Below are 19,686 nucleotides of genomic sequence, written 5' to 3'. Positions count from 1 at the left end.
CATTTTAACGTCAATGAACAATACTTACACTGACCTGGTAAATCAAACCTTTAATTTTCCGCAAGAAGACTTTAAAGTTAAAAACGAATACCTGCAGTTTAATGGCTTAGACCTAAAAGCGTTGATTGATAAATACGGCACTCCGATGAAGCTTACCTATTTGCCTAAAATAGGAATGCAGATCAATAAGGCGAAGAAGATGTTTGAAGCTGCAATTAAAAAGCACAAGTACGAAGGAGAATATAATTATTGTTACTGTACAAAGAGCTCGCATTTTTCTTTTGTAGTAGAAGAAGCCTTAAAGCATAATATACATTTAGAAACTTCTTACGCTTATGATATTGAAATCATCAATAAGCTATACGCCAAGAAAAAAATAAGCAAAGACACGTACATCATTTGTAATGGCTATAAGCAAAAGCCTTATACCAGCCGCATTGCACGGTTGTTGAACACAGGCTTTAAAAATGTTATTCCCATTTTAGATAATAAAGAGGAATTACGTAATTATAAAAAAACGGTAAAAGTTCCTTTCAAGTTAGGTATTCGTGTAGCAGCGGAAGAAGAGCCAACCTTTCCTTTCTATACCTCACGGTTAGGCATGCGTGCAAAAGATGTATTGGAATTTTATGTAGATGAGATCGAAGGATATGAAGATCGGTTTCAATTAAAGATGTTGCACATCTTTTTAAATAAAGGTATCAAGGATGATATTTATTATTGGAGTGAATTGAATAAAGTGATCAACCTTTATTGCCAGCTGAAAAAGATCTGTCCTGAATTGGATTCTATTAATATCGGTGGCGGTTTCCCTATTAAGCATTCATTGGGATTTGATTATAATTATCAATTCATGATCAATGAGATTGTACGCAACATTAAAGTAGCGTGCAAGAAAAGTAATGTTCCAATGCCGCACATCTTTACCGAATTTGGTAGCTATACGGTTGGAGAAAGCATGGCGCATATTTACAGCGTGATAGGGCAGAAGATGCAAAACGACCGTGAGATTTGGTACATGATCGATTCTTCTTTCATTACTACATTGCCTGATACCTGGGGTATTGGTGAAAAATTCTTACTGCTTCCTATTAATAAATGGAATGAAGAATACCAGCGGGTAACGTTAGGCGGTATTACCTGTGATAGTCATGATTACTACGATTCTGAAGAACATATCAATGAAGTGTTTCTTCCTAAGCTGACAAATGGTGAACCTTTAGTGTTAGGATTCTTCCATACCGGTGCTTACCAGGACCAGATCAGTGGATATGGTGGAATTAAACACTGTTTGATACCATCGCCCAAGCACATAATTGTTGGGCATGATAAAAACGGCAAATTGGTAGATTGGGTGTATGCAAAAGAACAAACAGCACAGAGCATGTTGAAGATATTGGGATATTAAAATTGAACATTGAATGTTGAGAATTGAATATTGAACATTTAAAATTATACAAATACTAAGCCCCGCTTAAAAAAGCGGGGCTTCATTTTTCCCAAAACTAACTGTATGCTTAAACTTAAAAACTGCTTGCTTATTGAATTGAAATTTCTTTAGCGCTTGGTTTTACTACTTCTTTTTTAGGAAGCTCTACCTGTAAAACACCGTTTTCATATTTAGCGCTTATGTTTTCAGCATTAATGTTTTCATCAACAGTAAAGCTGCGTTTGAACGATTTGCTTTTAAATTCTTTACGAATCACTTTAGCAGTTTCATCTTTAGTTTCTTCTTTCTTTTCTGCGCTGATGGTTAACAAATTACCATCCAGTTTCACATTAAAGTTTTCTTTTTGCCAACCTGGTGCTGCTACTTCCAAATTATAAGCGTTTTCTTTTTCAGTAATGTTCACCGGGGGGAAACCAAAATGTCCATTATGTAATTGTCTGCCGGGTAAGTCATTAAAGAAATCATTTACAAAACCATCAAATGTTCTGCTAAGCGGGTTGTTTACTTTCACGAGTGTCATAGCTATTATACTTTTAAATTTTAGAATTTTTGTTTACGTAGTAGATGGAACAAATGCTATTCCATCTGTAAAAAGTGAAACGAATTGTCTGTGTTTGTCAATTTTTTAAGACAAAAAGTCTTTTTATGAGCTTAAAATCGGTAAAAATGTCGTTTTTGCTATTGAATTGTTAGGTACTACTTCTTAAATTATTAGGGCTTAGCTAATAAAAAAATAGGATATACCTAATTATTTATTAGGTATATCCTATTGAAATATTAAGTAGTAGCTATAAAATCATTAGGTCATACCTATTAAAATTGCTAGGTATTACCTATTTGGGAATTAAGCAGTACTTAATTAAAAGATAGGTTCGGTTAATAGAGAATTAGGTAAAGCTTGTTATGAGTGTAGGTAATTGCTTACCAGGTTAATAAACATGCTCTTGTAAGTTTGCTTTTTGTCATCTTTTTGAACAATTCTCTTATTTCTATGTTTGTTATGGATAAGATTATAAATTTGCAGTCTAAAAAATTTTAAAGCAATATGTATCCAGCAGAAATAGTGATTCCGATGAAAGAAGAGTTAACTGAAAATGGTTTTTCAGAATTATTAACTCCTGCCGATGTAGATAAAGCGCTTGCAGAAAAAGGCACTACCTTGGTTGTTATTAACTCCGTTTGCGGTTGTAGCGCAGGTACTGCTCGTCCGGGAGCTGTTTTAGCAATTCGTAATGGCGCTAAAAAGCCGGATCATTTAACTACCAGCTTTGCTGGTTTTGATATGGCGGCTGTTCAAAAATTAAGAGAGCATTTATTGCCTTATCCTCCATCATCTCCTGCAATAGCCTTGTTTAAAGATGGTAAATTGGTTCATTTTATCGAACGTCACAATATTGAAGGAAGAAGCGCCCACATGATCGCACAAAACCTGGTGGCTGCTTTTGACGAATATTGTAATTAATAATATTGGGTTTATAGTACCGTCCCGAAGCTTTATAGTTTCGGGATTTTTTATTTCTTTGTTACCCTTTGTGACTTTTCTTTCTTTGCTTCTTTGCGTGAAAAATTACGATAACTTGCAGCACAAATAATTTCTAACCTCCATTTTCAATCTACTAATTAAGAATGTATCCCAATTTATACTACGTATTTAAAGACTGGTTTGGCGTAAACTGGAAAGGACTTAGCTTTTTAAATACTTTCGGCTTAATGGTGGCAATTGCTTTTATGGCTGCTGCTTTTGTGTTGTCTTCTGAGCTAAAGAGAAAAGAGAAACAAGGCTTGTTATTGCCTAAGGAAGAATCGATTATAGTTGGAAAGCCAGCTTCTATAATGGACTTATTCTTAAATTTTATTGGCGGATTTTTATTTGCCTATAAGATAGTGGGCTTGTTTTTTAATAAGCCAGAGGATGTAAATGCGCAGGAATATATTTTTTCAAGAGAGGGGAATTTGTTAGCCGGACTGGCACTTGGAGGTGTCTTGGCTTTTCTAAAATGGAATGAAAAGAACAAGCAGAAATTAAAAGAGCCTCAACAGCGTACTGTTCGTATTTGGCCACACGACAGGATAGGGGATATTATTGTTCTAGGATTAATATTCGGAATATTAGGAGCAAAGTTGTTTGACGGATTGGAAAACTGGGATGAATTTGTAAAAGATCCTATCGGCATAATTTTCTCGCCAGCCGGACTTACCTTTTATGGCGGATTAATAGTAGCTGCGATTGCTATAATATGGTATGCCCGTAAAAACGGAATTACGCTTATTCATTTAATGGATGCTGTTGCACCTGCCTTGATATTAGCTTATGGTATTGGTCGCATCGGTTGCCAGGTTGCCGGTGATGGCGACTGGGGTATTTACAACAGTGCTTATGTCACCGATCCGGTTACGTATAAGTCTGTTCCTTCTACGCAAAATGAATTTAAAAATCAATTAGTTAAATACAATACTTACTTTTTAAATGGAAGTGTATTGGATTCCGGTGCTGCTATTCCTGTAAGGGTTACCGATCGTGTTTACGAGAACTTAGATAAAGTGCCTCATCGTTCTTTTAAGGCGCCTTCTTTTTTGCCTGTTTGGATGGTTGCCTATAATTATCCTAATAATGTAAACAAGGACGGAATTAAGATCTACGGTTGTGAAGAAGAGCATTGCAGGGTGCTTCCGACTCCTGTATTCCCCACGCCTTTTTATGAAACAATTGCCTGTGTATTACTGTTTCTGTTTCTTTGGGCAATTCGGAAAAGTATAAGTACGCCTGGTATTTTATTTTCTATTTATCTCATTGTAAATGGATTAGAGAGATTTGTTGTAGAAAAAATAAGAGTAAACTATCATTATCAAAAATTTGGATTTCACGTAAGTCAAGCAGAAATAATTTCTTTTTCATTGATTATCATTGGTATAATAATGTTTATCTACTTAAAAATAAAAAATAAAACCCCTCAACTAGATTAATATTTGCCTGTTTTTCAATTAGTTAAATACCCCTCACCATTTATCCTTTCTATTTTACCGTTTATGTAAACTAATGTTCTTTGCATTGCATAGTACTTAATTTTGTGTCATACTATTCAAACAACGAACATGAAATATTTATTACAACTGCTAACTGTTATGAGTTTTGGCTTAACAAGCTTAGCACAGACATCCGGAAAGATAAGTGGTATTATTAGAGACGGTGGCGATCAAAAAGTAATCAACGCTGCATCTGTTTCTCTTCTTAAAAGCAAAGATTCTTCTTTAATAAAAAAAGATTCTTCTTTAATAAAAATTGTGGTAGCCGATAGTGCCGGCAATTTTGTTTTCGAAAATGTACAGGAAGGAAGCTACTTTGTTAAAGCAACTTCCATCGGGCATAATATTGCTTACAGTAATATTATTACTATTTCTAATGAAAATCCAATTTCAGATGTAGGTGTTTTACAACTTCTCCCTCTTAATAAAGACCTAAAGGAAGTGGTGGTAAATTCAAAAAAGCCATTGATCGAAAGAAAAGCTGACCGGACTATTATAAATGTAGATGCCTCGGTTACAAATACCGGCTCTACGGTTTTGGAGGTACTGGAAAAAAGCCCGGGTGTTACAGTTGACAAAGACGGTAACATCAGCCTTAAGGGAAAGCAAGGGGTAATTGTAATGATCGATGGGAAGCCTTCTTATATGAGCGGTCAGGACCTAGCGAACTTTTTAAAAAGCATGCCTTCTTCCAATCTTGATCAAATAGAATTAATGACCAATCCCTCTGCCAAATATGATGCAGCCGGTAATTCAGGTATCATCAATTTAAAAACAAAGAAGACCAAAGCAGCCGGTTTTAACGGCAGCCTGAATTTAGCTTATGGTCAGGGTATTTATTCCAGAACCAATAATAGTTTGCTGTTGAATTATCGTAAAAACAAATTCAACTTGTTTACCACCATTAGTGCCAATGCCCGCACTACCAGCCAGGATTTATATATAACAAGACATTTCAAAAATCCTGATGGAAGCACCAGCGCTATTTTTGAACAGACATCTTACATAAAACATAAGAACCAGAACTATAATGCGAAAGTTGGATTGGACTATTATGCATCTAAAAATACCACGTTCGGTATTGTACTGACAGGTTATACTACCCCGGAGCAAACACCTACCATCAATACCAATTACCTGAAAGGAAGTACAGGAATCACCGATTCAATTGTAGTAGCGGAAAGCAATGAAGATATGAAATGGAAGAACGGTGCAGTGAATCTTAATTTTCGTCACCAGTTTGACTCAACCGGTACTGAATTAACGGCTGATATTGATTATTTGAATTACCATTCAAACCGTAGCCAGTATTTTAATAATTACACTTATTTACCCGACTGGACACCGAAAGATACAGACATGATCACCGGCGAATTACCATCTAACATCAATATTTATTCTGCTAAAGCAGACTATACACACCCTTTTAAAAGCGGTTTAAAATTAGAAGCGGGGGTAAAATCCAGTTACGTAGAAACAGATAACAATGCCTCTTATTTTAATATCATCAATGATCAAAAAGAGATAGATTACGATAAAACGAACCGTTTTACTTATAAAGAGAACATCAATGCGGCTTATATTAACTTCAGTAAAGAGATCAAAAAATGGAGTTTCCAGGCAGGGCTTCGGATGGAGAATACCAATTATAACGGGCACCAGTTTGGCAATGCCCAACATCCTGAATTGGATAGCAGCTTTCAAAAAAGTTATGTAGATGTTTTCCCTACATTATATGCAGGCTATAATGCCAGCGAAAAGAACCAGTTCACCTTTTCAATAGGTCGCCGTATCAACCGTCCTAATTATGAAGATCTGAACCCTTTCTTATTCTTCCTGGATAAATACACCTATGCAATCGGTAATCCGTTTTTACGTCCTTCTTATGCTAATGTAGTAGAGGTGTCACATACCTACAAACAGTTTTTAACTACCACACTGAATTATTCGCATACCAGCGATATTTTCACGCAGGTGTTTCGTCCGGGCACGTTGAATGAATTTTCAAGTGTGATAAGCCAGGGGAATTATGCCAGTTCAGACCAGGCATCGCTTTCTGTAACAGCTCAAATACCGGTTACCAAATGGTGGACAAGCATTTTATATACTGAAGGAGATTTTGTGAATTTTAAAGGAACGGTGGACGGAGATTATTTGAATGTAAGTGCCGGTACTTTTTTGATCAATGTAAATAACCAGTTCACTTTTGGCAAAGGTTGGAGCGCAGAATTATCAGGCTTTTACAGAACAAGAGGAATTGACGCACAGGTTATAGTAGATCCTTTAGGTCAAATAGATATGGGAGTGCAGAAAAAATTATTAAAGGATAAAGCCAGTATAAAGCTTAATTTAAAAGATCCTTTTAAGTTGTATGTTGAACATGGCGGTATTAATTTCCATAATACGGATGCAACATTCAGGCAATATGGCGATTTTCAATCGGTAACATTAGGTTTTGTATATCGTTTTGGTAAACCGATAAAAGGTGTTCAAAAACGTAAAACCGGTGGTGCTGATGAGGAGCAGAACAGGGTTAAAAAAGTGGATTAATTCCCATGGAACCAATAAAAATAAAAACGCAGTTCTTATGAATTGCGTTTTTTACTTTTGCAGTTGAATTACTGATTTTTAATTATCAATTATTAATTAAACCATGCCTTCTTTCGATTTTTCAAGTAAAGTTGATCTGCAAACATTGGATAACGCCATCAACACCGTAAAAAAAGAAATTACCAATCGTTTCGATTTTAAAGATTCGCATGTGGTGATCGATCTTAATAAAAAAGATTATAAAGTAAATCTGGAAGCTGACAGTGAAATGAAGCTGAATCAGATCACCGATGTAATGATCAGCAGGAGTATGAAGCAAGGATTGGCGGCAGAGATCTATGATCTAAGCAAAGAGCCGTTTCAAAGCGGCAAAGTAGTTAAAAAAGAAGTGATCGTTCGCAACGGTATCAAGCAGGAAGATGCCAAGAAAATAGTAAAGCATATAAAAGACAGCGGCTTAAAGGTACAGGCAGCCATTATGGACGATATTGTACGGGTAACAGCCAAAAAAATCGATGATTTGCAGGATGTGATTCAGGCATCAAAAAGCTGGGGACTAGGCATTGCCCTGCAGACGATCAATATGAAAAGCTAAGTAAATACCGTTTTCAATTGAAAATTGACATTTTACCCTTACCTTTGCACCTCTTAAAAAATCGCATGGCAAAATCCATGCACAAAAATAGAAAACATGAAAAAAGATTTGCATCCATCAAGCTACCGTTTTGTAGTGTTTAAAGATATGAGTAACGGTTACCAGTTTTTGAGCCGTTCTACTGCTCCTTCTAAAGAAACAGTAACTTTTGAAGATGGTAAAGAATACCCTGTAATTAAACTGGAAATTTCAAACACATCTCACCCGTTCTATACCGGTAAGAATGTGTTGGTGGATACTGCAGGACGTATCGACAAATTCAAAAAACGTTACGGAAAGAAAAGCTAATTGCTTTCTTATACAATATTTAAGCCCTTCGCATTGCGAAGGGCTTTGTTTTTTATAGCATGATCGGTTATAGATTAAGATTCATTTGCTGGATCAATAACTCTTTTCACTATTTCAATAAGTGCACCTACTAAATAAGTAGCTCATGCTACTAATAGAGTAGGTCGTCCTATAGTTCCGATAGGTTCACTTACTAAGTTAGTAGGTGAACCTACCATTTCAGTAAGTTGACCTACCAAATAAGTAGGTAATGCTACTTAACGAGTAGGTCATCCTACAATTTTAGTAGGTTCACTTACTAATTTAGTAGGTCGTGGTACTGATTTAGTAGGTCAACCTATAAAATAAGTAGGTATAAAAAGATAAAGGGTGTATTCATCAAGCTGTGCCATTGCTCAACTTTATTTCATTATACGTCTTCCTACAAGTAACAATATTTATCTTTGCCGCCATGTCGCTTAGTTTCTCCATTTCAAAGGAAATCTCCGATAATTTCTATCCTTTCACTCAAACAAGAAAGGCAGAGGATATTCGCATAGGTATATTAACCATTAAAGAAAAATGGCAACTATTAAATGCCAATGAAGAAATAACATCTTTACGTCTTCCCGGCATTACATCCAATGAAACAAAAACAATAGAAAAACTAACAGATATCATTCATTTGAATGATTGGGCTATCTGCCAGGATTTTGCATTATTGACAAAGAACAGAACCTCTCAACCAGTTTCATCAACCAACAAAATAATTGCACCGGAAAATGTGTTTTTAGAAGAGGCAGTGAAGATGGAGCATTGTATCATTAATGCATCTAATGGTCCGGTTTATATTGGTAAGAATGCAGAAGTGATGGAAGGTTCGGTGTTGCGTGGACCTGTTTCAATCGGCGAAAATGCCATTGTAAAAATGGGGACTAAAATTTATGCATCCACAACTATTGGTCCTCATAGCATGGCAGGCGGCGAAATAAAAAATTCCATTATCTTCGGCTATAGTAATAAGGCGCACGACGGTTATTTAGGCGATAGCGTATTAGGAGAGTGGTGCAACCTGGGAGCAGGAACGTCCAACTCCAATATAAAAAATACAGCAGGCGATGTTAAGCTGTGGAATCACGCCATACAGGCGTACGAATCTGTCGGTTTAAAATGTGGATTGATAATGGGAGATTACAGTCGTGCAGCTATTAATACTTCCTTTAACACAGGCACCGTTGTTGGTGTTTGCTGTAATATTTTCAACGAAGGCTTTCCACCAAAATTTATTCCTGATTTTACCTGGGGCAATGAACGTTATGAATTGCCCAAAGCGATGAATGATATTGACAATTGGAAGAAATTAAAAGGCAAGCGCATCACGGAAGAAGAAAAAGTTTTATTAGAAAAAATATATAAACAACCAAAATGAGAAAACAAATAGCAGCAGCTAACTGGAAAATGAATTTGACCCTTCAACAGGGAGAGCAACTGATCGATGAATTATTTAAAACATCTTATTCTTTAAACGAAAATCGCCAGGTAGTTTTTGGAACCCCATTTCCATATTTAACTGCCATTAATGCAAAGATTGCGGGCAAAGCAAATGTATCTGTAGCCGCACAAAATTGCTCTGATAAAAAATCAGGTGCTTATACCGGCGAAACAAGTGTAGAAATGCTGAAAAGTATTGCTATTCCTTACGTGATATTAGGACATAGTGAACGCAGAGAATATTTTAATGAAAGCAATGTTCAACTGGCTCAAAAAGTAGATATATGTTTTGAATATGGATTGAAGCCGATCTTTTGCTGCGGCGAATCATTATCTATTCGTGAAGCAGGTACGCAAAACAGTTTTGTAGAAGAGCAATTAAAAGAAAGCTTGTTTCATTTAACTACAGAACAAATTACCGGTTTTGTAATTGCTTATGAGCCTATTTGGGCAATTGGCACCGGCAAAACTGCTACCAGTGAACAAGCGCAGGAAATGCATGCTCACATACGTAAAGTATTGGCTGCCAAATACGGTAACGGTGTGGCAGACACTATTTCCATTTTATACGGGGGCAGTGTAAAAGCGGCTAATGCAAAAGAGATTTTCGGTCAGCCGGATGTTGATGGCGGCTTGGTAGGCGGCGCATCGCTGATCCCTGCTGAGTTTACAGTTATTATCAACAGTCTTAAATAAGCTTAAAAAATTGCGAGCCTCAAGCTGCAAGGGAGAAGAGATACATTTTAAGGCTCTTTTCTTGCAGCTTGAGGCTTGTAGTTTATAACAAAAGGGAAAGAAATGGTATATTTTATTTTAAATGTGTAAAAAATACACAATAAAATTGTAGCTTGCAACGATTATTAAAACGATAACTGCTCGCTTGCTAAGTTGAATAATGATATGCCGCACAAGGGAATTCCGATAATTGGAATCAAGATGACACAACGGTGCTTAATAGCAGTACAAACGCAGACTACAAAAAATTACATTAAATCCATTGCTTTAGCAAAGAAAGTGCAGTTGAAAGGGAGTATCATTGAACAATAGCCACCGCCAAAATGGTAAGTAATAAAAAAAGCTGCAATTGAAAGAAAAAATAAAACCCAATATAAACCGGTTGATTTTTTAGTTGTTTCTGCCATTGTAAAAGTTTTCGCAAAAATAGGGCAAAACAAATAATTTTTATTGTTGAAATTTTAATTCGAGAAATCAAATGATAATACATTTTCATATCCGTTTTTATACCAAATTGGGCGAGTCCCTCTTTGTTTTGGGCAACAGCAATGCCTTGGGAAATGAAAATATTGTAAAAGCTGTGCCGATGAATTATCTAAACCATAATTTCTGGCATGCAAGAATTGAACTGAGCGAAAAGGATATGCAGGAAGGGGAGTTTCGGTACAAATATATTTTCAGGGAAGATAACGGTAATCAAATAATAGAGTGGGAGAGTGATCGGGTGATTGATATTAATGCATACAAAGCAAATGAAATTGTTTTGTACGATACATGGAATGATGCCGGTGCTGTCGACAATGTTTTTTATTCAAAGCCTTTTGCCAATGTGTTTTTTCAATCGCAACCGGAAAAACAAAAGCAGGCTAAAAAATATACGCATGAGTTTAAAGTAAAGGCGGCTGTTTTGCAAAAAGATGAAGTGGTTTGCATGGTAGGCGGCAATGAGCCTTTGTGTGATTGGGATACAAAAACGCCTGTTTTATTATCTCAAGATGGAAACTGGTGGAAAACGACTATTGATTTTTCAGGACAAAGTTTTCCGGTAACCTATAAGTACGGAGTTTATAATGTAAAAGATAAAAAGTTTGTCCGGTATGAAACTGGCAACAATCGTTCGCTAACAGATCATATCAGTAAAAACCGATTGACGGTGGTTCATGATGGGTTTGTACGGATGCCGCTGGATGTTTGGAAAGGAGCCGGCACGGCAGTTCCGGTGTTTAGCTTACGTTCAAGGAACAGTTTTGGTACAGGAGAATTTACAGATATAAAATTATTGGTGGATTGGGCAAAGACTTGCGGATTAAAGATGATCCAGCTCTTACCAATTAACGACACAACGGCAACGCATACATGGAAAGATTCTTATCCGTATGCTGCTATTTCTGCATTTGCATTACATCCTTTATATCTTAATTTAAAAAAAGTAGCAGGTGAGGAAAATCTGCCTTCATTAACAGCGTTAAAGAAAAAGCAAGAAGAGCTGAATGCCTTGCCGGTAGTGGATTATGAAGCAGTGCTGAAGATCAAGCTGGAGATCATTAAAGAATTATACCAATTACATAAAGACGATTTTAAGAACGATAAAAACTATTTTCAATTCTTTGATCTGAATCGTTATTGGTTAGTGCCATATGCAGCTTTTTGTTACCTGCGTGATAAATACGGAACAGCGGATGTCTCTTTATGGCAAGCACATGCTAAATACGATGAAGATGCGATAGAGAAATTAGTAGATATTTCGCAACCGCATTACGATGAAATTGCGCTGCATTATTTCACACAATATCATTTGAATTTGCAGCTGAAAGAAGCTACGGCTTATGCACATAGAAATGGCATTATCGTAAAAGGAGATCTGCCGATTGGCATTGCCCGCAAAAGCGCTGATGCGTGGGTTAATCCTGACTTGTATTCTATGGATAAGCAAGCAGGTGCTCCACCGGATGATTTTGCTATTAAAGGACAGAACTGGGGGTTTCCTACCTATAACTGGAAAAAAATGCAACAGGATGATTATGCCTGGTGGCGCCAGCGTTTTGAGCAGATGGGAAATTATTTTGATGCATTTCGTATTGATCATATTCTCGGTTTCTTTCGTATTTGGGCAATTCCTTTAGATGCTGTGGAAGGAATTTTAGGACGTTTTGTTCCGGCTATCCCGGTGCATGTAGATGAATTGTATGGAAGAGGGATTTCGTTTAGCCCAAGCCGTTACTGCGAACCTTTTATTGATGATTTTACGTTGGACAAAATATTTAATGTACATGCCAATTATGTACGGGAACATTTCCTGGATAGAAACGGAGGTTCTTATAAATTAAAACCTCATTTTAATACACAACGTAAAGTAGAGAGATATTTCTGTGACCAACCAAAAGATGAGTTTCATCATTTTATTAAATATGGTTTGTTTGATGTGATCAGCAATATCATTTTAATAGAAGAAGAAGGCTCTGATATGCAGCAGTTTCACTTCCGTATCAATATGGACAGTGTGACCTCATTTCAACAACTGGATTGGCATTCAAAAGAAGAATTGAAAAAATTATACGTTGATTATTTCTATTATCGCCAGGATAATTTGTGGATGAAGGAAGCGATGCAAAAGCTGCCGGCATTAAAGCGCAATACAGATATGCTGGTGTTTGGCGAGGATTTGGGAATGGTTCCAAATTGCGTTCCGGATGTAATGAAACGATTGGGATTATTAAGCCTGGAAATTCAGCGTATGCCCAAAGACCCAAAGACACAATTCTTCCATCCAAACAATGCTCCGTATATGAGCCTGGTTACTCCTGCTACGCATGATATGAGTACGGTACGTGGCTGGTGGGAAGAAGACAAGAACACCACGCAATTATTCTATAATAATATTTTAGGGCATTATGGCAAAGCACCTCAATTCTGCGATGCCTCTATTTGTAAAGAAATATTACAGCAACATTTATATTCTCCTGCTATGTGGTGCGTATTTCAGCTGCAGGATTTTTTGGGTATCAGTGAAAAGCTGAGAAGAGAAAACCCGAATGATGAAAGAATTAATAATCCGGCAAATCCAGAGCATTACTGGAGATATCGCATGCATCTTACTTTAGAAGATTTGTTACAGCAAAAGGATTTTAATGAGGAGTTGAAAGGGTTGGTAGCAGCAAGTGGAAGAGGCAATTGACTCTTAATCAGTGGGTCCATTGAATAAGATATTTAATTATAAAAAAGGTTATAGCATTTGCTATAACCTTTTTATATCTATGAGATTAGCCCGATTTAATTCTTCTTCTTAAAAATATTATTCAATAAACCTTTTGCCGATTCTTTTATATCTGTTGGTTTGGAAGTATTAGTAGTATCAGATTTTCCCAATACTTTTTTAGCCAGTTCATCTTTTGCTGAATTAATTGCCTGGTTTTTTATAGAAGCAACAGTATCTTTCACTGCGTTCTTTACAGATGTTTTTACACTGTCCACTTTTGCCTTTGCAAAATCAGTAGCTTGTTGCTTTAGCTGATCCGCCATGCTTTCTGCACCTTGTTTTAAATTGGTTTTTACTGAAGGAGCATTCATAAAGCCCCCTAAGTTTAATGCAAGATTAACGGTTTCGCCTACACTGACGGGAACTCCTTTGTTATTCAATTGGCTTGTTAAATTATTGATCAATTGATTTCCCTGCGTACCTAATAATGTACGTGGCAGCTTCATATTGATAATATAATCCAAAGACTGGTCAATACCTTGTGTTCCGCCGATATCCATGCTTACATCGCCAATTTTAACAGTAAAAGGCTTTACTAATATTTTACCATTGGCAAATTCAAAATACGTTTTAATATCTTTTAAAGAAACCTGTTGCAGCGATGGAACATTTAGTGTGCTTGCAATTTTATCCAGTGGGGCAAACTTGCTTAGTACACCTTGTAACAATAATACGTTGCCGTTACCTGTTAAGGAAGACAGATCAGGCATCATATTATCACCTAAGCTTCCATTGATCGCAAGCTGTGAATTGAATTTACCTGCCAAAAATTTTCCTATCGGCATTAGCTTTTGCACTGTATTAAATGCATAAAACGTTTTCTGAATATCAACATCTGTAACATTATAGCTGAAAGAAATAGCAGGTTTTGTTTTACTTTCTTTGGTTGAATAAGAACCTGTGATGCCAATTGTTCCATCCAATGCATCGCCTTTTACATTGTTGATACTTACCGTTTCATCTTTGATCTTTACATTGCCTGACAAGTTTTGAATATCCAGGTTGTCATAATGAACTTTACCTGCTTTTGCATCTAACAAGATATCCAGGTTTCCCGGTACGGGGAATACCGTAACAGGAGTAGTAGCAGTTTTAGCAGAACTGGTATCAGCAGCCAATCCCATCCAGTCATTTAAATTAATATAGTCAGCGCTTACAGATAACGCAGCATTTAATGGTTTGCTTTTGAGCATGTATGGTAACAGGTTGTTGATCTGTCCGCTACCCGTAATATTCGATTTTAAAAATTGCATACTTAAGTTGGCAATATCAACCTTAGCAGGAGTAAAGCTGCTTTGCAGGTTATTAACCCTTACACCTTGCGGATAATCTTTTGAAGCATAAAACAGATTATTGATGTTAACAGATCCTCCGGCGCTAAACTTGTCGTAATGCTGTTGTTCAATATCATTCACGTTTCCTTTTACATTTACATCCGCATTGATCAAGCCGCTCAATTTTGTGCCTTGTTCCAATTTTACAAACTGAGTTACTTTTGATAGATCGAGCTTGCCTTTTGCTGCAGCATCTACAAACATATTGCTGATGGGCTTTTTCAGTAATAATCGAAAATCAAACGGATCATTTGCCATTTCAATATGCCCTTGTTGAATATCCACAACGGTATTATCTGTTTGTCCGTCAGGATTGCTTAATTGTGCTTTTACAGTAATGTTTTTCACAGGCATCGGCAGATCAGGATATTGAAAAAATCCATTGTTTACCTGCATATCTACAAAATATCCCGGTAAGCTTGTTGCGCTGTAAGTGCCTTTTACATATCCATCAAAAACAGCAGAGCCATCTGTTTTTATTTTATCAAAATCATTTTTATAAATAGATGGAATTAAGGATAATAATTGTTTAAAAGAAGTAGTAGGCGTTTTAAATTTTATGTCCATTGCATAACCTGTATCAGTCAAAGATTTTACATATCCTTCACTGCTAAGATTTAAATCGTTGAACGAAATCTTATCTGTCTTGAAGGAATAAGTATTTGTTTTGTTATCCACTTGTATATCCGCATCTGCAGTAGCTTTTGCATTGGAAACAAACGGTATTCCATGATAAGAATAATTTACGACATCTGCAGTGGTGGTTGTTTGTAGTGTAAAAAGATCGGAAGTAAAATCTCCTTTGCCTTCATGATTCAATCCAAAAATTTCAGTACTCATATTTGATTCTGAATCCACATAACTGATGTAAGCATTTTTGATAGCATAATGTTGTAACGCCATTTTAAAAGGCTTTGAGTTGGACGTGTCTGTCGTTTTTGTGGTATCTTTCTTAGAAATATCCCAATTAACTGCGCCGCTCTTATCAACAATGGCATGTACTCTTGGAGATTCAACATCAATGGAATAAATGGTCATGTCTTTTCCGCTGATAACGCTCATGATATTTAAAGCAGCATCAATTCGTTGAGCAGCAAATAAAGTGTCTTTTGCAAATACATCATTGCCCACAACACTTAATTCATCCAAGCCAACAGCCACTTTTGGGAAATGCCTGAAAAACGAAATGTCCACATCTTTAAAATCAACTTTTGCATTTACGTTTTCGTTGATCTGTTTTTTAACGATCTCAATAATTTTTCCTTTAAACAGGAAAGGAGCTGCAAATGCAGTACCGATCAATACCAATAGAACAATACCGACCCATTTGAATATTTTCTTTGCCATAATAATTAATTTATGTGATACGAAATCATATCAAAGACACAACACGAGGATTACAGGTTGCGTCAGTAAATATGGGCATGCAAAATAAACTTTCTTAGCGGCTTATTTACTTTGCGTTTTTGCGTGAAAAGAAAGAACTAATTTTATCCCTTTAGTATATGAAAGTTTCATACCAACAATTTAATCTTCCATTTAAATATCCTTTTACTATCTCAAAAGGCACTAAAACTCATCAACCTACCTTAATAGTAGCGCTGAAACACTTTGGTGTCAAGGGGTATGGCGAAGCGCCGGCGATCAACTATTATAATATCACTGTAGAAAAGATGATAGAAGACCTGGAACGAAAAAAACAATTTGTAGAAAAATTTTCCTTTACTGACCCTGAACGTTATTGGCATTACCTGCATCATTTATATCCTGCTAATAATTTTTTGGTGTGTGCGTTGGATATGGCAGGATGGGATCTATATGGGAAACTGAAAAGAAAGCAATTGCATGAGTTGTGGAATTTAGATATCTCAAAAGCACCACTTACAGATTATACGATTGGCATTGATACAATAGAAAAGATGGTTGAAAAGATAAAAGAAAAACCTTGGCCGATCTATAAAATAAAAGTAGGTTTTGAAAATGATATTGAAACAGTAGCTGAATTAAGAAAACACACTAATGCGATTTTTAGGGTTGATGCCAATGCAGCATGGACATTGGAACAGGCATTGAATAAAATACCTCAATTAAAAGCGTTGGGAGTTGAGTTTGTAGAACAACCCTTGGCAAAAGATGATTGGCAAGGGATGAAGATTTTATTCAAAGAGTCTGCATTGCCGGTTATTGCAGATGAATCTTGTGTTATAGAAGCTGATGTGGAGAAATGTGTAAATCATTTTCATGGTATTAATATTAAGCTTACAAAATGTAGCGGCATAACACCTGCACGAAGAATGATCACAAAAGCACGAGAATTAGGTTTAAAAGTAATGGTCGGCTGTATGAATGAAACGGCTGTTGGGACTGCAGCTATTGCACAATTAGCACCTTTATTAGATTATGTTGATATGGATGGAACTTTACTATTGTCAGAAAATATGGGAGAAGGTATAAATTTTGATAATGGCAGTATTTTATACAATTCCTTACCAGGCTTAGGTCTTCAGGATATTTCACTTTAATGGACAGGAGCATTAAATTTTATTTGGAAAAATAAAATCTTCGTATTTTCTTTGCATCGCAAATGATACAAAATACACATACACACCATCATCATACACTTGCCAACGGGTAAGCTATTTTGATTTGTATGTGCTGAACATAACTTGCAAAGGGCTTACTAAGGTGAGCCCTTTGTTTTTTAGCTGAATAAAGGCTGAAAAAGCATAAGTGAGTGACACAAGAATGTTTAACAGGATTATAAAAGTCGATAACATAATAATTATAAAATGCTGAAAATTGCAATTCAAAAATCAGGAAGACTGTACGAAGATTCCATCAAGCTTTTAAAAGAATGTGGAATTGAGTTGAACAATGGCAACAAACAATTAAAAGCGGTTGCCTTTAATTTTCCTATAGAAGTTTATTTTTTGCGTGATGATGATATTCCGCAATACGTTTATGATAATGTGGCAGATATAGGAATTGTTGGTGAAAATGTTTTACTTGAAAAAGCGAAGGATATTGATTTGGTTTATCGCTTAGGATTTGGAAAGTGTCGCTTAAGTATTGCTGTTCCAAAATCTATTGAGTATAATTCTGTAAAAGACCTGGATGGATTGAAGATCGCTACAAGTTATTCCGTGTTGTTGCAAAAATATTTAGCCGATAATAAAGTAAATGCGGAAGTGCATGAGATCAGTGGATCTGTAGAAATAGCGCCAAGCATTGGTTTGGCAGATGCCATTTGTGATTTAGTTAGTAGCGGCAGCACTCTTTTCACCAATGGGTTGAAAGAAGTAGAAGTTATTTTAAAATCAGAAGCCGTATTAACTGCTAATAAAAATTTATCTGCAGAAAAGAAAGCAATACTGGAAAAATTATTGTTACGTATTAACTCTGTTAAAACGGCAAAGAATAATAAGTACATTATGTTGAACGCGCCGAACAAACAATTGAAAAATATTTTTTCGTTGTTGCCCGGCATGAAAAGCCCGACTGTAGTGCCTTTGGCAGAAGAAGGCTGGAGCAGTGTGCAAAGCGTAGTGAATGAAAATGATTTTTGGGAAGTAATTGAAAAACTAAAACAATTTGATGCGGAAGGTATTATTGTAATGCCGATTGAAAAAATGATAGTCTAATGAATAATGTTTTTATAAATCCATCTCAAGCGCAATGGAACGAAATTTTAAAGCGACCAACGATCGATAATAAATCGTTGGAAGCAACTGTTGCTGCTATATTGGAAGATGTGAAGCAGCATGGCGATGCTGCAATAAAAAAGTACACAACAAAATTTGATGGCGTTGAATTGAGTGATTTAAAAGTAACTGAAGCAGAAATTAATGAAGCAATTGGTTTAGTTAGTGACGAATTAAAAGAAGCAATCGAATTAGCCAAGAAGAATATTACGGTTTTTCACGAAAGTCAAAAGGAGGCAGTAAGGCAAATTCAAACTACTAAGCATGTTTTATGTTGGCGTAAACCGGTTGCTATTCAAAAAGTTGGATTGTATATTCCGGGAGGCACAGCGCCTTTATTTTCTACATTGTTGATGCTAGGAATACCTGCTACTATAGCGGGTTGTAGCGAGATCGTAGTTTGTACTCCTTCAGATAAAAAAGGCAAAGTAAATCCTGTAATATTATATGTAGCGCAATTGATAGGATTAAAAAATATTTATAAGGTCGGTGGCGTGCAGGCAATTGCGGCAATGGCTTACGGAACGAAAACTGTATCGCAGGTATACAAAATTTTTGGCCCGGGTAATCAATATGTAACCTGCGCTAAGCAATTAATAAATAAAGATGGTATTGCGATCGACATGCCGGCGGGCCCAAGTGAAGTAGCAGTATATGCTGATGAAACTTCTGAAGCAGCTTTTGTGGCGGCCGATCTGTTAAGCCAGGCAGAACATGGTGTAGATAGCCAGGTTTTGTTGGTGGCTAATTCACAAACAATAATTGATAAAGTAAAAAAAGAGATCAAAATACAGTTATCGTTATTATCCCGAAAAGAGATTGCAGAAAAATCGTTGGCAAATAGTCGTTTTGTTGTGATGGAAAATGCGGATACAGCTTTTGATCTTTTGAATGAATATGCAGCAGAGCATTTAATAATTGCCAGTGATAATGCTAAGAAATTATCAGAACTCGTGGTAAATGCAGGAAGTGTTTTCTTGGGACATTATTCTCCTGAGAGTGTGGGGGATTATGCATCTGGCACCAATCACACATTGCCGACTAATGGCTATGCAAAGGCATACAGCGGCGTATCGTTAGATAGTTTTGTAAAGAAGATAACCTTTCAACAATTAAATAAAGAAGGAATTAAAAATATCGGAAGCGCTGTAGAAGCAATGGCTGCTGCAGAAGGATTAGATGCTCATAAGAACGCAGTAAGTATCAGGTTAAAAAATTTGTAA

The 19,686-nt window shown here is 36.2% G+C and carries 15 protein-coding genes; 12 read left to right on the top strand and 3 right to left on the bottom strand.

Translation table 11 applies throughout. The features are described from left to right. Positions 1 to 13 precede the first annotated feature (13 nt). Positions 14 to 1,408: a type III PLP-dependent enzyme domain-containing protein gene (locus tag K9M53_RS11245; RefSeq protein ID WP_224014908.1), complete on the top strand. Its 1,395-nt coding sequence runs from the start codon at positions 14 to 16 to the stop codon at positions 1,406 to 1,408. Positions 1,409 to 1,538: 130 nt separating this feature from the next. On the opposite strand, the gene K9M53_RS11240 is transcribed toward K9M53_RS11245, so the two are convergent. Then, on the bottom strand, positions 1,539 to 1,970 hold the full coding sequence (locus tag K9M53_RS11240; RefSeq protein ID WP_224014906.1) for an Hsp20/alpha crystallin family protein: 432 nt from the start codon (positions 1,968 to 1,970) through the stop codon (positions 1,539 to 1,541). 525 nt (positions 1,971 to 2,495) lie between these two features. Here K9M53_RS11240 and K9M53_RS11235 point away from each other — a divergent pair. The 7 genes from K9M53_RS11235 to tpiA all read left to right on the top strand — a co-directional run bounded on the left by K9M53_RS11235 (position 2,496) and on the right by tpiA (position 10,133). Beyond that, positions 2,496 to 2,912: a BrxA/BrxB family bacilliredoxin gene (locus tag K9M53_RS11235; protein ID WP_224014904.1), complete on the top strand. Its 417-nt coding sequence runs from the start codon at positions 2,496 to 2,498 to the stop codon at positions 2,910 to 2,912. 164 nt (positions 2,913 to 3,076) lie between these two features. After that, a complete protein-coding gene (locus tag K9M53_RS11230) occupies positions 3,077 to 4,414 on the top strand; it encodes a prolipoprotein diacylglyceryl transferase (RefSeq protein WP_224014902.1) in 1,338 nt (445 codons plus the stop codon). Positions 4,415 to 4,543: 129 nt separating this feature from the next. Continuing rightward, positions 4,544 to 7,024, top strand: coding sequence for an outer membrane beta-barrel family protein (locus K9M53_RS11225; protein WP_224014900.1), 2,481 nt, complete (start codon positions 4,544 to 4,546; stop codon positions 7,022 to 7,024). A 103-nt stretch (positions 7,025 to 7,127) separates the two neighbouring features. Further along, positions 7,128 to 7,619, top strand: a complete 492-nt coding sequence (locus K9M53_RS11220; RefSeq protein ID WP_224014898.1) for a YajQ family cyclic di-GMP-binding protein — start codon at positions 7,128 to 7,130, stop codon at positions 7,617 to 7,619. 96 nt (positions 7,620 to 7,715) lie between these two features. Further along, positions 7,716 to 7,967 (top strand): type B 50S ribosomal protein L31, encoded by a 252-nt coding sequence (locus K9M53_RS11215; protein ID WP_224014896.1) that lies wholly within the window; start codon positions 7,716 to 7,718, stop codon positions 7,965 to 7,967. Positions 7,968 to 8,418: 451 nt separating this feature from the next. Beyond that, complete coding sequence (locus K9M53_RS11210; RefSeq protein WP_224014894.1) at positions 8,419 to 9,375, top strand: putative sugar nucleotidyl transferase; 957 nt, start codon at positions 8,419 to 8,421, stop codon at positions 9,373 to 9,375. Beyond that, positions 9,372 to 10,133, top strand: coding sequence for a triose-phosphate isomerase (gene tpiA / locus K9M53_RS11205; RefSeq protein WP_224014891.1), 762 nt, complete (start codon positions 9,372 to 9,374; stop codon positions 10,131 to 10,133). The genes K9M53_RS11210 and tpiA overlap by 4 nt, the downstream gene beginning before the upstream one ends. A gap of 287 nt (positions 10,134 to 10,420) precedes the next feature. Here tpiA and K9M53_RS11200 read toward each other — a convergent pair whose 3' ends face one another. After that, positions 10,421 to 10,579 (bottom strand): hypothetical protein, encoded by a 159-nt coding sequence (locus K9M53_RS11200; protein WP_224014889.1) that lies wholly within the window; start codon positions 10,577 to 10,579, stop codon positions 10,421 to 10,423. Between the two features lie 71 nt (positions 10,580 to 10,650). Between K9M53_RS11200 and K9M53_RS11195 the strand changes: the two genes are divergently transcribed. Further along, entirely contained in the window at positions 10,651 to 13,347 is a 2,697-nt protein-coding gene (locus tag K9M53_RS11195; protein ID WP_224014886.1) for a 4-alpha-glucanotransferase, read from the top strand. A 95-nt stretch (positions 13,348 to 13,442) separates the two neighbouring features. On the opposite strand, the gene K9M53_RS11190 is transcribed toward K9M53_RS11195, so the two are convergent. Beyond that, on the bottom strand, positions 13,443 to 16,109 hold the full coding sequence (locus K9M53_RS11190; protein WP_224014884.1) for an AsmA-like C-terminal region-containing protein: 2,667 nt from the start codon (positions 16,107 to 16,109) through the stop codon (positions 13,443 to 13,445). Between the two features lie 158 nt (positions 16,110 to 16,267). On the opposite strand from K9M53_RS11190, the gene K9M53_RS11185 reads away from it, so the two are divergent. The 3 genes from K9M53_RS11185 (at position 16,268) to hisD (ending at position 19,686) form a co-directional block, all read left to right on the top strand. Next, positions 16,268 to 17,284 carry a dipeptide epimerase gene (locus K9M53_RS11185; protein WP_224014882.1) on the top strand — a complete coding sequence of 339 codons (1,017 nt, stop codon included), beginning with the start codon at positions 16,268 to 16,270 and terminating at the stop codon, positions 17,282 to 17,284. A gap of 267 nt (positions 17,285 to 17,551) precedes the next feature. Further along, entirely contained in the window at positions 17,552 to 18,403 is an 852-nt protein-coding gene (gene hisG, locus K9M53_RS11180) for an ATP phosphoribosyltransferase (protein ID WP_224014880.1), read from the top strand. Then, the gene (gene hisD / locus K9M53_RS11175) at positions 18,403 to 19,686 is read left to right on the top strand and encodes a histidinol dehydrogenase (RefSeq protein ID WP_224014878.1); all 1,284 of its coding nucleotides are present in this window, start codon (positions 18,403 to 18,405) and stop codon (positions 19,684 to 19,686) included. The genes hisG and hisD overlap by 1 nt, the downstream gene beginning before the upstream one ends.

This window comes from Ferruginibacter albus (assembly GCF_020042285.1).
GTDB classification, from domain to species: domain Bacteria; phylum Bacteroidota; class Bacteroidia; order Chitinophagales; family Chitinophagaceae; genus Ferruginibacter; species Ferruginibacter albus.
This window is presented reverse-complemented; position numbering and strand designations above follow the sequence as displayed.

What these genes read in the sequence shown, in the direction of transcription:
- hisG (WP_224014880.1), top strand. Translation starts at nt 17,552, where the DNA reads ATGCTGAAAATTGCAATTCAAAAATCAGGAAGACTGTACGAAGATTCC.
- K9M53_RS11190 (WP_224014884.1), bottom strand. Translation starts at nt 16,109, where the DNA reads ATGGCAAAGAAAATATTCAAATGGGTCGGTATTGTTCTATTGGTATTG.
- hisD (WP_224014878.1), top strand. Translation starts at nt 18,403, where the DNA reads ATGAATAATGTTTTTATAAATCCATCTCAAGCGCAATGGAACGAAATT.
- K9M53_RS11240 (WP_224014906.1), bottom strand. Translation starts at nt 1,970, where the DNA reads ATGACACTCGTGAAAGTAAACAACCCGCTTAGCAGAACATTTGATGGT.
- tpiA (WP_224014891.1), top strand. Translation starts at nt 9,372, where the DNA reads ATGAGAAAACAAATAGCAGCAGCTAACTGGAAAATGAATTTGACCCTT.
- K9M53_RS11210 (WP_224014894.1), top strand. Translation starts at nt 8,419, where the DNA reads ATGTCGCTTAGTTTCTCCATTTCAAAGGAAATCTCCGATAATTTCTAT.
- K9M53_RS11245 (WP_224014908.1), top strand. Translation starts at nt 14, where the DNA reads ATGAACAATACTTACACTGACCTGGTAAATCAAACCTTTAATTTTCCG.
- K9M53_RS11215 (WP_224014896.1), top strand. Translation starts at nt 7,716, where the DNA reads ATGAAAAAAGATTTGCATCCATCAAGCTACCGTTTTGTAGTGTTTAAA.
- K9M53_RS11195 (WP_224014886.1), top strand. Translation starts at nt 10,651, where the DNA reads ATGATAATACATTTTCATATCCGTTTTTATACCAAATTGGGCGAGTCC.
- K9M53_RS11220 (WP_224014898.1), top strand. Translation starts at nt 7,128, where the DNA reads ATGCCTTCTTTCGATTTTTCAAGTAAAGTTGATCTGCAAACATTGGAT.
- K9M53_RS11235 (WP_224014904.1), top strand. Translation starts at nt 2,496, where the DNA reads ATGTATCCAGCAGAAATAGTGATTCCGATGAAAGAAGAGTTAACTGAA.
- K9M53_RS11230 (WP_224014902.1), top strand. Translation starts at nt 3,077, where the DNA reads ATGTATCCCAATTTATACTACGTATTTAAAGACTGGTTTGGCGTAAAC.
- K9M53_RS11225 (WP_224014900.1), top strand. Translation starts at nt 4,544, where the DNA reads ATGAAATATTTATTACAACTGCTAACTGTTATGAGTTTTGGCTTAACA.
- K9M53_RS11185 (WP_224014882.1), top strand. Translation starts at nt 16,268, where the DNA reads ATGAAAGTTTCATACCAACAATTTAATCTTCCATTTAAATATCCTTTT.
- K9M53_RS11200 (WP_224014889.1), bottom strand. Translation starts at nt 10,579, where the DNA reads ATGGCAGAAACAACTAAAAAATCAACCGGTTTATATTGGGTTTTATTT.